This window comes from Kocuria sp. HSID17590 (genome assembly GCF_003989485.1).
In the GTDB taxonomy this organism is placed as follows: domain Bacteria; phylum Actinomycetota; class Actinomycetes; order Actinomycetales; family Micrococcaceae; genus Kocuria; species Kocuria salsicia.
In genome coordinates this window covers 120,086-134,177 of sequence record NZ_RBMB01000004.1, presented here as the reverse complement: position 1 = coordinate 134,177, position 14,092 = coordinate 120,086, and the positions used below count along the sequence as shown (strand labels likewise).

Genomic DNA, 14,092 nt, shown 5'->3' with positions numbered 1-14,092 from the left:
CCGTACGGCGGCTTCAGGCTGACGCCGGGCCCCTTCAGCGGCGGTGGGCCGCCCCCGGGTGGTCCCGCGGCAGCCGGGGCCCGGCCCCGCCGAAGACCTCGCGGGCGGAGCGGACGGAGGACACGGCGTCGTCGTCGGACGTGCCGCGGGCGGGCTCGAGCAGCCCGCGCTCGCGCAGCACCGGCGCCACGAAGCGCCCGAAGCGCTCGAAGTCCGCGGGGCGCACGCACGCGTTGACGTTGAAGCCGTCCACGTCCGCGACCCGCGCCCAGCGCTCGACCTCGTCCGCGACCTCCTCCGGGGAGCCCGTGATCACGGGACCTCGGCCCCCGATCGCCACGAACTCCGCCACGCGCCGCGGGGTCCACGCGGCGTCCGGGTCCATGGTGGTGAAGGACGCGAGCGCCGAACGGTTGGCGTCTGTCTCCACGTGCTCCAGCGGGGCGTCGGGGTCCGCGTCGGAGAGGTCCACCCCGGTCCACCCGCCGAACAGGGCCAGGGCCGCGGGCACGTCCACGTACCGGGTGTACTCGGCCAGGCGCTCGCGGGCCGCGTCACCCGTCTCGGCCACCACGACGGCGACGTTCGTGAACGCCTTGACGGAGCGGGGATCGCGCCCGGCGGTCTCGGCCTCCTCTCGGAGCCTGCCAGTCCACCGGGCGACGTGCTCGGGCGTGGGCCCGGAGAAGAAGACGGCCTCGGCGTGTTTCGCGGCGAACGCGAGCCCGCGCGGGGAGGCCCCGGCCTGGAAGAGGTACGGGGTGCGCTGGCGGGTGGGAGCGGTCAGGGAGGGGGCGGTGACGTCGAAGTACGTGCCGTGGTGGCCCGCGCCGCGCACCTTTGCGGGATCCACGACGACGCCGCTGTCCCGGTCCGCGGTGTACGCGTCCTCCTCGTAGGAGCCCTCCCACAGGGCGTAGACCACGTCCATGTACTCGTCCGCGCGGTCGTAGCGCTCGTCGTGGGGCAGCTGCGTGCCCAGCCCGAGGTTGAGCGCGGCGGACTCCTGGTAGGAGGTCACCACGTTCCACGCGATGCGCCCGTCCGTGAGGGCGTCCAGGGTGGCGAAGCGACGGGCGAGGTCGTACGGCGCCGCGTAGGTCACCGAGGCGGTCACCCCCACAGCCAGGTGCTCCGTGGCCCGCGCGAGCAGGGGCGCGAGCAGCAGGGGATCCAGCTGGGGGACCTGCACCCCGCCGCGCAGGGCGGCGTCCGGGCTGGCCCCGTAGACGTCGTAGAGCCCGAGGACGTCCGCGAGGAAGATGCCGTGGAAGCCCGCGGCCTCGATCGTCCTCGCCTCACGCTCCCAGTGGGCCGGCGAGGCGTAGTTGCGGGACTCGTCCTCGGGGTGGCGCCACAGCCCGGGGGACTGGTGGACGGGCACGGGCATCTCGAACGCGTTGAACAGCAGCGGGCGGGGCATGGAGGTCCTTTCACGGGGAGGGGTGGTGGTAGGGGAGGTCGGCCGGCGCCGGACGACGTCGTCGGCCGGGGTGCTCAGGCGGGGACCGGGGCGGCGACGGCCGCGGGGACGGCCCGGGCGCCATCGGCCACGGAGTCCCGCGCCATGCGGGCGGTGACCACGGAGACCACGGCGAGGACGCTGAGGTAGCCGCACAGCAGCCACGGGGTGCCGCCGCCGCGGGCCACGAGCCACGCGGCGATCATGGGGGTCAGTCCGCCCGAGAGGATCGTGCCCACCTGGTAGCCCAGGGAGACTCCCGAGTAGCGCAGGTGCACGGGGAACTGCTCGGCGAACAGCGCGGCCTGGGGGCCGTAGATGCTGTCGTGCAGCACGGCCAGGCCCACGAGGTACATGAACGGCAGCAGGGCCAGCGGGCCGTGGTCGAGGAAGAGGAAGTAGGGCCACACGAACACGCCGACCAGCGCGGCCGCGATCCCGGAGATCCGGCGGCGGCCCACACGGTCCGAGAGCCACCCCCACAGGGGTCCGCCCACGATGCCCACCGCCGCCGCGATCAGGATGGAGACCATGACCCACTGGCTCTGACCGCGGTGCTGGGTCACGTAGGTGAGGGTGTAGACCGTGAGGATCGAGAAGATCGCCGGCTGGACCATGCGCTGGCCGATGCACACGATCACCCCGCGGGGGTACTCGCGCAGCACCTCGCGCACGGGGGAGACGGCGCGCTTCTCCTCCGCCCTGACCTCGCGGAACTCCTCGGCGTCCGTGACACCGGCGCGGATGACCAGCCCGATCACCACGAGCACCGCCGAGAACAGGAACGGCACCCGCCAGCCCCACGCCTGGAACTGCTCCGGGGTGGTCGCGGCCTGCACCACGGCGAAGAACGCGGTGGACAGCAGCATCCCCGCCGCCGAGCCGACCTGCGTGAACGAGCCGAACAGCCCCCGCAGCCCGGAGGGGGCGTGCTCCACCGACAGCACGGCCGAACCACCCCACTCCATCCCCGCGGAGAGCCCCTGCAGGATGCGGCAGGCCACCAGCAGCACCACCGCGGCCCAGCCGATCCGATCGAAACCGGGCAGCAGGCCGATCGCCGTGGTCGCCAGCCCCATCCGCCAGCAGGGAGGCCACGAGCAGCGCCTTGCGTCCGATCCGGTCCCCCAGGTGGCCCGCGACGATCCCGCCCAGCGGACGGAAGAAGAACGCGATCGCGAAGGTCGCGAACGAGGCGATCACCGTCCCCACGCCCGAACCCTGCGGGAAGAAGTAGTGGTTGAACACCAGGGCGGCCGCCGCCCCGTAGAGGTAGAAGTCGTACCACTCGATGGTCGTGCCCACGAACGACGCCGCCAGCACCCGCTTCTTCGAGCGCACCGCCGCACCCGCGGCCCGCAGGGTGGCGGGAGCAGCAGCGGGAGACACGCCGGGGGTGGTGCCGGGAGGGGCGCTGGGGTTAGAGGAGAGAGGTGTGCCAGGGAGCTGCGCCCCGGCAGCGGCGGTGCGTGCGGCGTCGTCGTGCCCGCCACTCGATGGAACGGGGCCCGCGGGGCGGGAGAGAAGAGTCTCGTCGGTGCGGCCGGGTGCGGCGTTGCCCATGAACAGTCCTTCAGACCGAGGCGTCACGAAGCGCAGGGGAACCGGACGCCGTCCTTGCCCGCACCGGTGTGGTCACGGGCCGAATCATCACCTGGGGCACCCCACGACAGCGTCAGAGGGTTGCCGTCCGGCCAGCCAGGGCTGTTGGGCCGGAACTCGTGATTCCTGTTCGGTCACACAACCACACACGCCGCGGGGAGGACAACCCGGGGCCCGCCGCGCATGACGCCGCGCGACACGGATTGGGGGCACCGTGGGCGCAGCAAGGGTGCGTGGGTCTGGGGCAGTGGGGTCTGGGGTACTGAGGCACTGCTGGGGTCCGGGGGAGCCGAGGACGCAGGGGAGGCGGGAACGGTGTGCGCGCGGGTGCTGAAGAAGCTGGGGCGCCTTGCCACGCGGCCCAGCAGCGCGCCACCCGCCACCCACGCCCCACCCCGCCGCCCGCGCCGGCTGCGGGCCGCGCGCCGTCGTCGACCGCTCAGTAGGCCACCCCGAAGCGCTCGCGGTGGTGGGCGGGGCGCTCCACCTCGTCGAGGAACGCCTCCCCGAAGTCCGCCCCGGAGATCACCGAACGCCCCGACTCGTCGGTGAGCAGCACCTCGCTGCTCGTGCGGTAGGAACCGGTGCGCTCGCCGGGGTTCCACGCGCCGAACTCGCCTGCGGGGGAGATCACGAACCAGTCGAAGGACTCGGGGGTCGCTGCCAGATCGGCCATCACGGCCTCGATCTCCACCGAGTCCCGGCGCCACTCGGGGTTGAAGTCCGGGGCGTCGTAGACCTTCGGGCCGCCCTCGCTGACCCGCATGGAGCCCGCGCCGCCCACCATTCCGAAGCGGATGCCGCGGGCCATGGCCTGCTCCGCGATGCCCTTCTCGACGGCGCGCATCACGCCCTCTCCCGCGAGCGTGCCACGCGGGGACAGAGCCGTGAGCACCACGTCCGTGTCCTCCAGGGCCGCGGCCACCACGGCGGGGTCGGCGACGTCGCCCGTGCGGTACTCGACGCCCGCCACCGGGTGCTCGGGGGCGTTCCTGCTCCAGACGGTCACCCGGTGCCCGCGCCGGGCACCCGCCGCCGCGATGCTGCTCCCGGCGTATCCCGTGCCACCCAGGACTGCGATGCGTGTCATTTCCTGCTCCTTCTCCCGTGCTCCGGCCACCAGGGGTGGTGCCGGCTGCCGGGAGAACTTCGCGGGCGGGCGGGGTATTCCGGGTAGAGGGTGCGGTGGGGTGGAGTGTGCCGGGTCGCTTATGCGTGTCGGACAGCCTTGGCACCGTCTCAGGAGTCGAATAAAGTTTCGAATACCCGGGGAGGGTGGAACGTCATGACGGTTCTGGAGAGTGCGGAGATCGGGTCTTGGGAGGACCCGTGGGAGTCGGTGCCGGTGATCGGCGCGGGTGTCAGGGCGGCGTCCACCCGGCGGGGGCGTGATCTCACCCTCGAGGGCGGAGCGGCCGAGGTTGTCGTGCGCTGCGACGGTGCCGGCGTGCCCCGGGAGGTGGTCCACCGGGGGCGCGTGCACCGCGTGGTGGAGCCGCCCGTGCGGTGGTACGAACGCCGGAACTGGTGGGAATCCGAGGACCGCGTGCCACGGGAGTCCCGCACGAGCATGGTGGACCGGGAGCTGTGGCAGGTCCAGGCGCTGCAGGGCGGGACGACGGCGCCCTGCACCTTCCGGCTCGTGCGCAACCAGGTCTCGGACCGGTGGCAGCTGCTCGGGGTGACCCTTGGCTGAGTGGCAGGTGGGGCGGGCTGGAGGCGCTCCACCGGGTCCCGCAGCACTTGACAGATATTCGAATAAAGATTCGAATAAACCCATGCACTTCCCTCACCTCCACGTGGCCTCCGCCTTCAGCGCCCACTACGGTGTGGCGCGCCCGGAGGAGCTGGCGGCCACCGCGGCGGAGCAGCGGGCGGAGATCCTCGCGTGCACGGACCGGGACGGCCTCTACGGCGCGGTCAAGCACGTCCTGGCGTGCCGGGAGCACGGCATCTCTCCCGTGCTGGGGGTGGACCTCGCGCTGCTCGGGGCGGGTCGTGTCGGCGGGGCGGGTCGGGCGGGCGCGGCAGGCCAGGCAGGTCGGACGGGTGCGGCGGGCACCCGCGGTGGGCAGCGACGTCGCCCGCTGCCGCCCCGGGTGCTCGGGCGCGTGGTCGTGCTGGCCACGGGGCACAACGCCGGGGCCGGCTACGCCGCACTGTGCCGCGTGGTCTCCGCCGCGCACCGCGCCCACGACCGGTTCCCCGCCCACCCGATCGGCCTCACCGCCGCGCAGCTGGCCCGCCACGTCCACCGGGCCGCGGCGCACGAGGAACCCGGGCTCGTGGTCCTGGTGGGCCCGGACTCGGACGTCGGCAGGCTGCTCGCCAGGCGCCACTACCAGCCCGCGCGCACCGCCCTGCAACGGTGGCGCCGGGTGCTGCCCCCGGGAACCCTCGTGGTGGAGACCGCCACCCACCTCTCTCCCCAGGGAGCGCCCCTGAGCACCGGCCACGCGGTGCGGATGCTCCAGATCGGGCACCGGGCACAGCTGCCCGTGGTGTTGAGCAACGCCGTGCGCTACGCCCACCCCGGCCAGGCCGTGACCGCGGACGTGCTGGACGCCGCCCGCACCCTGATGTCCCTGGACGAGCTCGCCGGCGCGGACCGCGGCGTCCTGCAGCCCAACGGCCAGGGCTGGCTCAAGGACGACGACCGCATGGCCCTGCTCGCCCACGAGATCGCCCACGCCGCGGACCAGGGGGACGCCGGGCGGAACAGGCTGCTCGCGGACACCCACCACCTGGCCGAACGCTGCGTCCTGGACCCCGAGCACGACCTCGGGATGGGCCGGCCCGTGATCCCGGAGGCCTCGGTCCTCGGGGTCCAGGGCAATCCGGACCGTGAACTCGCCCGGCGCTGCTACGCCGGCCTCGCACGCCTGCACGGGCACGAGGACTGGGACCGCACCGTGCCGGGACTCAACAGGGAGTCGCTGCGCTCGCGGCTGGAACGGGAGCTGGACGTGATCTCCCACCTGGGGTTCGCGGGCTACTTCCTCACCGTGGGGGAGGTCTCGGAGCTGATGAGCGAGATGGACGTGCGCCACGCCGCCCGCGGTTCGGGGGTCTCCTCCCTGGTGGTGCACCTGCTCGGGATCTCCCCGGCGGACCCCCTCGAGTACGACCTCGTCTTCGAACGGTTCCTCTCCCCGCTGCGCCCCAACCTGCCGGACATCGACATCGACATCGAGAGCGCCCGCCGCCACGCCGTCTACCAGCGGATCTTCGAGCGCTTCGGCCCCCGGCGCGTCACCCTCATGAGCATGCAGAACGCCTACCGCTCCCGCGGGGCCGTGCGGGACGCCGGACTCGCCCTCGGCCTCGGCGCCCAGGACGTGGACCACGTGGCGGGCCAGCTGTGGCGCGTCCCCGGGGCCACCCTGCGCCAGGAGCTCACCCGCCGCCCCGAGCTCGCACCCCTCGCGGACAGGCTGCGCGGCAACCGGCAGCTGGACCTGCTCGTGGACCTCACCGAACGCCTCGACCGCCTGCCCCGCCACATCTCCATGCACCCGTGCGGGGTGATCCTCTCCGACACCACCCTCCTGGACCGCACCCCCGTGCAGGCCAGCGGGATCGGACTGCCCATGTCCCAGTACGACAAGCACGACATGGACCCCATGGGCCTCATCAAGCTCGACGTCCTGGGCGTGCGCATGCAGTCCACCCTCGCCCACGCCGTCGCCGAGACCGCACGGCTGCACCCCCACGAGCCACCCCCGGACCTCGACGCCATGCCCCGGGACGACCCAGACACCTACCGCCTGATCAGCTCCACCCACACCCTCGGGTGCTTCCAGATCGAGTCCCCCGGGCAGCGCGAGCTCATCGGCACCATGGGCCCGCAGGAGTTCAACGACCTCATCGTGGACATCTCCCTCTTCCGCCCCGGACCCATGCAGGCCAACATGGTCCGCCCCTACCTCGACGCACGCCACGGCTGGTCCGCACCCCAGCACCTGCACCCGGACCTCACCGAGATCCTCGCCGAGACCCACGGGGTGGCCGTCTACCACGAGCAGATCATGCGCATCATGGACCGGATGACCGGCTGCGGCCTCGGCCGCGCGGACGTCTGGCGGCGCCTGCTCGGCTCCCACGGCGAAGCACCCGTGGAGGCCGCCTTCCGCGACGCCGCCCGCGGACGCGGCTACACCCACCGCACCATCGACACCGTGTGGGAGCTGCTCCACGCCTTCGGCAGCTTCGGATTCTGCAAGGCCCACGCCGTGGCCTTCGCCGTGCCCACCTACCAGTCCGCCTGGCTGAAGACCCACCACCCCGAGGCCTTCATGGCCGGCGTCTGGGAGCACGACCCCGGGATGTACCCCGCCCGCCTGCTCGTGGGAGAGGCCCGCCGCATGGGCATCCCCGTGCTCGGCCCGGACGTCAACCGCAGCGGCGAGCACCACCGGGTGGAACCCGTCACCCCACGCCCCGGCACCGTGGAACCCGGCGACCTCGACCACGGCATCCCCCACACCCAGGACGGCGCCTGGGGAATCCGCATGTCCCTGAACTCCATCACCGGCCTCAGCACCGCCGAGACAGAACGCCTCCTCGCCGGCCAGCCCTACGCCACCCTCGCCGAGGTCAGGACCCGCGCCCGCCCCACCCGCAGAAGCCTGCAGCGTCTCGCCGCCGCCGGAGCACTCGACACCCTCCTGCGCGGCACCGGATCCCGTGCCTCCCACACCGACATGGTCACCTTCCTCCGCGACCAGGCAGACCGTCCCGCCACCGGCCAGCCTCCGCGCTCGCAGCCGGGGGAGGGCCAGCTGAGCCTGCCCCTGGGGGACGTGGACCTCACCGGTCTGCCCGCCCGGCTCCCCGAGCCGAGTCCCGAGGAACGGGTCCGGGCGGAGATGGACACCATGGGCACGGAGGTCTCCGCCCACCTGATGGACTCCCACGCGCAGCTCATGCGCCGCTACGGCGCCACCCGCGCCGAGGACCTGCTGGGGCTGCGCAACGGGACCGAGGTGGTCGTCGCAGGGGTCCGCGTCTCCACCATGACCCCGCCCATGCGCAGCGGCAGACGCGTGGTCTTCATCTCCCTCGACGACGGTTCCGGGGCGGTGGACTGCACCTTCTTCGACGAGGCCCAGGCCGCCTCCGGCGAGGTGCTCTTCGCCCCCACGCTGCTGCTGGTCCACGGCCACACCCGGCGCACCGGTCCCCGGGGCATCGGCATCCAGGCCGCCCAGGCCTGGGACCTCTCCCGCCCCGAGACCCTGCCGGACCCCTCGAGCCTGCTCGGCTCCCGCCCCACCCCCGGGCGCCCACCGCGGCGCAGCGCTCCCGAGCGCCCCTCGCCCCGGCGGGCGCGGCCCAGCGCCTTCGAACCTGATGCTTCCGAGCCCCACGCCCCCGCCCCGCACACCCGGGCGGTCGCCCCGTGACACATCGCCGCACGACGCACCCCGGCCACGGTGCCCACCCCCGCCTGTGGGAGACTGAGGACCATGGCGAAAGACAGTGGCGGAGGGGATCTGCTGCCGACCGTGGACCAGGTCACCGAGGAAGCGATCAACATCGGCTACCGCTTCGACCAGAAGCTGCAGCGCTGGCGGCAGGGCAGGGCAACCCAGCGCGGAGACATCCCCACCATGCTCGCCTTCGACGGCTACGGCAGCCCCCGCTACGTCCGGGCACTGGGCCGCGTGCTGCTCAAGACGCGCTCGCTGATCCAGGACACGGACGACGCCGACGAGTCGATCCGCGGCTGGCGCTCCTTCTCGTCGGTGCCCTTCGCGTTCGCCCACGTGAACATCTGGCTGGGGGACCACGAGTTCCACCTCGTCGCGGACAAGGGCGGTGTGATCGACGTGGACCTCAACGTCTCCATGGCCCCGGGGGCGCACTCCATCTACATGCAGGCCGAGGGCTCGGAGGTCACGGAGGCCAAGGTCACCGTGGTCTCGGACCAGCAGTACCTGGGGGTCGTGTGCGACGTGGACGACACCGTGATGGTCACCGCGCTGCCCCGTCCGATGCTCGCCGCCTGGAACTCCTTCGTGGCCAACGAGCACGCCCGCATCCCCACCCCGGGGATGTCCACCATGATGGACCGGCTGCGGCGCAAGCACCCGAACGCTCCGTTCCTCTACCTCTCCACCGGGGCGTGGAACGTGGCACCCACGCTGCGCCGCTTCCTCACCCGCAACGCCTACCCCTCCGGTGCGCTGCTGCTGACCGACTGGGGTCCCACCACGGAGCGCTGGTTCCGCTCGGGCGCCCAGCACAAGGTCCAGAACCTGCAGCGCCTGGCCGCCAACTTCCCGCACGTGAAGTGGATCCTGATCGGGGACGACGGCCAGCACGACCCGCAGATCTACGCGGGCTTCGCCGAGCGCTACCCGGACTCCGTGGCGGCGGTCGTGATCCGCAACCTCTCGCCCACCGAGGCGGTTCTCGCCAACGGTGCGCGCGTGCCGGACGGGCACCGGGTGATCTCCCCGGAGGGCGTGCTGTGGATCGAGGCCAACGACGGCGCCTCCATCTCGGACCAGCTGCAGGCCGCAGGACTGCTCTGACGTGTCCTGCCACGAGCCCTGGCACGGGCCTCGTCACGGGCCCTGACACGGGCTCCGAGCCTCCCTGACCTACCCCGGCCATTCCATTCCTGCCCCCACCCCTCCCCTCCACCGGCTGCCTCCCGCACCCCGGCCGCCGGTGGAGGGACCACAACGCCCCACGAACGGAGAACCCCTCATGACTCGCACCACCACCGCAACCATCGGCATCACCGGCGTCACCGGACACGTCGGCGGAGCCGTCTCCCGCGCACTCGAGGAGCGCGGCGTCGCCCACCGGCTGCTGGGGCGCAACCCCCAGCGCTTCGACTCCCGGGTGGCCGCGTCGGACGGTCTGCTGGAGTCCGCATCCCTGGACTTCTCGGACCCGGAGCGGGCCGCGGAGTCCATGAAGGGGCTGCAGACCGTGTTCCTGGTCTCCGCCGCGGAGACCGCCGAGCGGGAGGCGCAGCAGCTCGCCATGGTGGGGTCGCTGTCCCGGGCCGGCGTGGAGCGCGTGGTCTACACGTCCTTCGCCTCGCCGTCGCCCACGGCGACCTTCACCTTCGCGCGCACCCACTACGCCACGGAGCAGGCGATCGAGCGCGCCGGGCTGGAGCACACCTTCCTGCGGGACAACTTCTACCTGGACGTCCTGCCCCTGTTCGCGGGGGAGGACCGTGTGCTGCGCGGACCCGCGGGGGACGGCCGCGTGGCCGCGGTGGCCCGGGCCGACGTCGCCGACGCCGCCGTGGCGGTCCTGCTGGACCCGCAGGCGCACACGCGCGGCGCCTACACCCTCACGGGCCCCGAGTCGCTCACGATGACCGAGGTCGCCCAGATCCTCACCCGTGTGACCGGGCAGCAGTACCGCTACGAGGCGGAGACGGTCGAGGCCGCGCACGAGTCCCGCGCGGTCCTGGACCCCGAGCCCTGGGAGATGGAGGCGTGGGTCTCCACCTACACGGCCATCGCCTCCGGGGAACTGGCCGAGGTCACGCAGGACGTCCGCGAGCTCACGGGCCACGCCGCGCGCTCCCTGGAGGACGTCCTGCGCCAGCGGTGACCCGCGCCCGTCCGCCCGTTCGCCCGCCTGGGCGACACGGCTCGGCGGTGGCCGGGACACGCGGTGCGAAAAGTTTTTCCGTGACGTCGGGAACGCCGCTTATCCACACCCCGGCGGCGAAAAACCGCGTGCTGCCGGGCACCGGCCACCGGGGGTCCTGTGGACAACCCGGGGGATAACCTCCGAGGCCCTGTGGATCGTGCAACCACATCATCTAGGGCTATGTCCCGGTACGCGCCACTAGATGTAGTATTGACCCAGATCTTCAACCACCTGGCGCACCACCCGGACCACGAGCTGAGAAGCCCCGGAAGCGCCGGAGAATCGGTACTTCCCGCAAGGAGAGATGGGCTATGTCAGTCACCGTGTATTCCAAGCCGTCGTGCGTCCAGTGCAACGCCACCTACCGCGCCCTCACCAAGAAGGGCATCGACTACACCGTCGTGGACGTCACCGAGGACACCACCGCGTACGACCACGTGGTGGGCCTGGGCTACCAGCAGGTCCCGGTCGTCGAGGCCGGCGGCGAGCACTGGTCCGGGTTCCGCCCGGACAAGATCAACAGCCTGGCGCTGCTGCGCTCGGCATGAGCCCCACGCCGTGGCACCCCCGGGTACCACGGCGGACGCGGCCCGCACCCGGTGGTCCTCGGAGCGCGAGCGTCCCGGCGGCCACCGGTCCTCGCCACCCACCAACGTTCCCCCCCAGAATCGAAGTGACCCGGCATGAGTGCCCTGGCCTCCGTTCTCGCCCAGGCGAAGGAACGGGAAGAACACCACACCCCCGTCGTCGCGGGGGAGGACGCACCCCTGGTGGTGTACTTCTCCTCCGTCACCCGCAACACGGACCGGTTCGTCGCCAAACTTCCCGTGCGTTCCCTCCGGCTGCCCCTGAAGACCTCTGATCCCGTTCCCCGCGTCACGGAACCGTACGTGCTGGCCGTGCCCAGCTACGGCAGGCCCGGGGGAGCGGGATCCGTTCCCCCGCAAGTCGTCAAGTTCCTCAACGACGCCCCCTCACGGCAGCACCTCAAGGGTGTGCTGGGCGCGGGCAACACCAACTTCGGCCCCCTGTTCTGCGTGGCGGCGGAGAAGGTGGCCGCCAAGTGCCAGGTGCCCCTGCTCTACAAGTTCGAGCTGATGGGTACGGATGAGGACGTCGAAAAAGTCACCCAAGGATTGGAAGAGTTTTGGCAAGCATTCACGCAACCCCGGGAGTGAGCGTCGAGCCCGGCCACGAGGACCCCACCTGCCCCGAGAAGTACCGGGGCCTGGGCTACCACGAGCTCAATGCCCTGCTGAACCTCTACGACGCCGAGGGCAACATCCAGTTCGAGGCGGACCGCCAGGCGGCGCGGCAGTACTTCCTGCAGCACGTCAACAAGAACACGGTGTTCTTCCACGACCTCGAGGAGAAGCTGCAGTACCTGGTGGACCACCAGTACTACGAGGCCGAGGTGCTCGAGAAGTACAGCGTGGAGTTCATCAAGGAGCTCTCCAAGCAGGCGTACGGCTACAAGTTCCGCTTCCAGACCTTCCTGGGCGCGTTCAAGTTCTACACGTCCTACACGCTGAAGACCTTCGACGGCCAGCGCTACCTGGAGCGCTTCGAGGACCGCGTGGTCATGGTCTCCCTCTACCTCGCGGACGGGGACGAGACCCTGGCGCAGCGTCTGGTGGGCGAGATCATCTCCGGGCGCTTCCAGCCGGCCACTCCCACGTTCCTCAACGCGGGCAAGAAGCAGCGCGGCGAGCTGGTCTCATGCTTCCTGGTGCGCTTCGAGGACAACATGGAGTCCATCGGACGCAACATCAACTCGGCGCTGCAGCTGTCCAAGCGCGGCGGCGGTGTGGCGTTCGCGCTGACGAACCTGCGCGAGTCCGGTGCGCCCATCAAGATGATCGAGAACCAGTCCTCGGGCGTCATCCCGGTCATGAAGCTGCTGGAGGACTCGTTCTCCTACGCGAACCAGCTGGGGGCCCGTCAGGGTGCAGGCGCGGTGTACCTGCACGCCCACCACCCGGACATCCTCAACTTCCTGGACACCAAGCGGGAGAACGCGGACGAGAAGATCCGCATCAAGACCCTCTCGCTCGGCGTCGTCATCCCGGACATCACGTTCGAGCTGGCCAAGAAGAACCAGGACATGTACCTGTTCTCCCCGTACGACGTGGAGCGCATCTACGGCATGCCCTTCGCGGACGTGAACGTGAGCGAGAAGTACCACGAGATGGTGGACGACTCCCGGATCACGAAGACCAAGATCAACGCCCGCGAGTTCTTCCAGACCGTCGCGGAGGTGCAGTTCGAGTCCGGCTACCCGTACATCATGTTCGAGGACACCGTGAACCGGGCCAACCCGATCGACGGCAAGATCATCATGTCCAACCTGTGCTCCGAGATCCTGCAGGTCTCCGAGCCCTCGGTCTACAACGAGGACCTCACCTACGCGGAGGTGGGCAAGGACATCTCGTGCAACCTGGGGTCCATGAACATCGCCATGGCCATGGAGTCCCCGGACTTCGGGGCGAGCATCGAGACCGCGATCCGCGGCCTCACCGCCGTGTCGGACATGTCCAACATTGACTCCGTGCCCTCGATCCGTCGCGGCAACCAGATGTCCCACGCGGTGGGCCTGGGTCAGATGAACCTGCACGGGTACCTGGCCAAGGAGCACGTGTTCTACGGTTCCGAGGAGGGCGTGGACTTCACGAACATGTACTTCTACGCGGTGACCTACCACGCGATCCGCGCGTCCAACCTGATCGCCAAGGAGCGCGGGGAGTCCTTCGTGGGCTTCGAGAAGTCCGACTACGCCAACGGCACGTACTTCGACAAGTACATCGACGGCACGTGGGAGCCCGCCACGGCCCGGGTCCGGGAGCTCTTCGAGCGTGCCGGCGTGGCGCTGCCCACCGCGCAGGACTGGCGTGAGCTGCGAGAGAAGGTCATGGCGGACGGGATGTACAACCAGAACCTGCAGGCTGTCCCGCCCACGGGTTCCATCTCGTACATCAACAACTCCACGTCCTCGATCCACCCGATCGCCTCGCGCATCGAGATCCGCAAGGAGGGCAAGCTGGGGCGCGTGTACTACCCGGCGCCCTTCATGAACGACGAGAACCTGGAGTACTTCCAGGACGCGTACGAGATCGGCTACGAGAAGATCATCGACACGTACGCCGCGGCCACGCAGCACGTGGACCAGGGCCTGTCCCTGACGCTGTTCTTCAAGGACACGGCCACCACGCGGGAGATCAACCGCGCGCAGATCTACGCGTGGCGCAAGGGCATCAAGACCATGTACTACTCCCGCATCCGCCAGCTGGCGCTCGAGGGCACCGAGGTCGAGGGCTGCGTCTCCTGCATGCTCTGACGGCCCGCCACGCGGACCGGGACGGGCCTGGCGCACGACACGGCGCGGCGTCGTCGGCATCTCCCTGA

10 protein-coding genes, 1 pseudogene and 1 riboswitch are annotated in these 14,092 nt (G+C 71.0%); of the genes and pseudogenes, 7 read left to right on the top strand and 4 right to left on the bottom strand.

What is annotated here, in order from left to right; genetic code table 11:
- Window positions 1-34: 34 nt before the first annotated feature.
- From D8M39_RS02295 to D8M39_RS02285, 4 genes and pseudogenes are all read right to left on the bottom strand, one after another.
- Window positions 35-1,423: an NtaA/DmoA family FMN-dependent monooxygenase gene (locus D8M39_RS02295; protein WP_055081944.1), complete on the bottom strand. Its 1,389-nt coding sequence runs from the start codon at window positions 1,421-1,423 to the stop codon at window positions 35-37.
- A gap of 74 nt (window positions 1,424-1,497) precedes the next feature.
- Window positions 1,498-2,541 (bottom strand): MFS transporter, encoded by a 1,044-nt coding sequence (locus D8M39_RS02290; RefSeq protein ID WP_238693920.1) that lies wholly within the window; start codon window positions 2,539-2,541, stop codon window positions 1,498-1,500.
- Window positions 2,542-2,608: 67 nt separating this feature from the next.
- A pseudogene (locus tag D8M39_RS13170) lies at window positions 2,609-3,025 on the bottom strand (hypothetical protein); the annotation flags it as partial.
- Between the two features lie 45 nt (window positions 3,026-3,070).
- A riboswitch (SAM riboswitch) is annotated at window positions 3,071-3,189 on the bottom strand.
- A gap of 314 nt (window positions 3,190-3,503) precedes the next feature.
- Window positions 3,504-4,154, bottom strand: coding sequence for an NAD(P)-dependent oxidoreductase (locus tag D8M39_RS02285; RefSeq protein ID WP_055082024.1), 651 nt, complete (start codon window positions 4,152-4,154; stop codon window positions 3,504-3,506).
- Between the two features lie 195 nt (window positions 4,155-4,349).
- On the opposite strand from D8M39_RS02285, the gene D8M39_RS02280 reads away from it, so the two are divergent.
- The 7 genes from D8M39_RS02280 (at window position 4,350) to nrdE (ending at window position 14,024) form a co-directional block, all read left to right on the top strand.
- On the top strand, window positions 4,350-4,760 hold the full coding sequence (locus D8M39_RS02280) for a DUF6504 family protein (RefSeq protein ID WP_232300161.1): 411 nt from the start codon (window positions 4,350-4,352) through the stop codon (window positions 4,758-4,760).
- 82 nt (window positions 4,761-4,842) lie between these two features.
- Window positions 4,843-8,469, top strand: a complete 3,627-nt coding sequence (locus D8M39_RS02275; RefSeq protein WP_094394076.1) for a DNA polymerase III subunit alpha — start codon at window positions 4,843-4,845, stop codon at window positions 8,467-8,469.
- A 63-nt stretch (window positions 8,470-8,532) separates the two neighbouring features.
- The gene (locus D8M39_RS02270) at window positions 8,533-9,603 is read left to right on the top strand and encodes an App1 family protein (RefSeq protein WP_126874291.1); all 1,071 of its coding nucleotides are present in this window, start codon (window positions 8,533-8,535) and stop codon (window positions 9,601-9,603) included.
- 178 nt (window positions 9,604-9,781) lie between these two features.
- A complete protein-coding gene (locus tag D8M39_RS02265; RefSeq protein ID WP_094394074.1) occupies window positions 9,782-10,648 on the top strand; it encodes an NmrA family NAD(P)-binding protein in 867 nt (288 codons plus the stop codon).
- Between the two features lie 353 nt (window positions 10,649-11,001).
- Window positions 11,002-11,238, top strand: coding sequence for a glutaredoxin-like protein NrdH (gene nrdH / locus D8M39_RS02260; RefSeq protein WP_055084058.1), 237 nt, complete (start codon window positions 11,002-11,004; stop codon window positions 11,236-11,238).
- Window positions 11,239-11,373: 135 nt separating this feature from the next.
- Window positions 11,374-11,868 (top strand): class Ib ribonucleoside-diphosphate reductase assembly flavoprotein NrdI, encoded by a 495-nt coding sequence (gene nrdI, locus D8M39_RS02255; RefSeq protein WP_055084060.1) that lies wholly within the window; start codon window positions 11,374-11,376, stop codon window positions 11,866-11,868.
- On the top strand, window positions 11,865-14,024 hold the full coding sequence (gene nrdE / locus D8M39_RS02250; RefSeq protein ID WP_126874290.1) for a class 1b ribonucleoside-diphosphate reductase subunit alpha: 2,160 nt from the start codon (window positions 11,865-11,867) through the stop codon (window positions 14,022-14,024). Before nrdI ends, nrdE begins: the two co-directional genes overlap by 4 nt.
- The last annotated feature ends 68 nt before the right edge of the window (window positions 14,025-14,092 follow it).

Excerpts from the sequence above, each read along its gene's own strand:
- D8M39_RS02295 (WP_055081944.1), bottom strand. The coding sequence starts at position 1,423 with ATGCCCCGCCCGCTGCTGTTCAACGCGTTCGAGATGCCCGTGCCCGTC.
- D8M39_RS02290 (WP_238693920.1), bottom strand. The coding sequence starts at position 2,541 with ATGGGGCTGGCGACCACGGCGATCGGCCTGCTGCCCGGTTTCGATCGG.
- D8M39_RS02285 (WP_055082024.1), bottom strand. The coding sequence starts at position 4,154 with ATGACACGCATCGCAGTCCTGGGTGGCACGGGATACGCCGGGAGCAGC.
- D8M39_RS02280 (WP_232300161.1), top strand. The coding sequence starts at position 4,350 with ATGACGGTTCTGGAGAGTGCGGAGATCGGGTCTTGGGAGGACCCGTGG.
- D8M39_RS02275 (WP_094394076.1), top strand. The coding sequence starts at position 4,843 with ATGCACTTCCCTCACCTCCACGTGGCCTCCGCCTTCAGCGCCCACTAC.
- D8M39_RS02270 (WP_126874291.1), top strand. The coding sequence starts at position 8,533 with ATGGCGAAAGACAGTGGCGGAGGGGATCTGCTGCCGACCGTGGACCAG.
- D8M39_RS02265 (WP_094394074.1), top strand. The coding sequence starts at position 9,782 with ATGACTCGCACCACCACCGCAACCATCGGCATCACCGGCGTCACCGGA.
- nrdH (WP_055084058.1), top strand. The coding sequence starts at position 11,002 with ATGTCAGTCACCGTGTATTCCAAGCCGTCGTGCGTCCAGTGCAACGCC.
- nrdI (WP_055084060.1), top strand. The coding sequence starts at position 11,374 with ATGAGTGCCCTGGCCTCCGTTCTCGCCCAGGCGAAGGAACGGGAAGAA.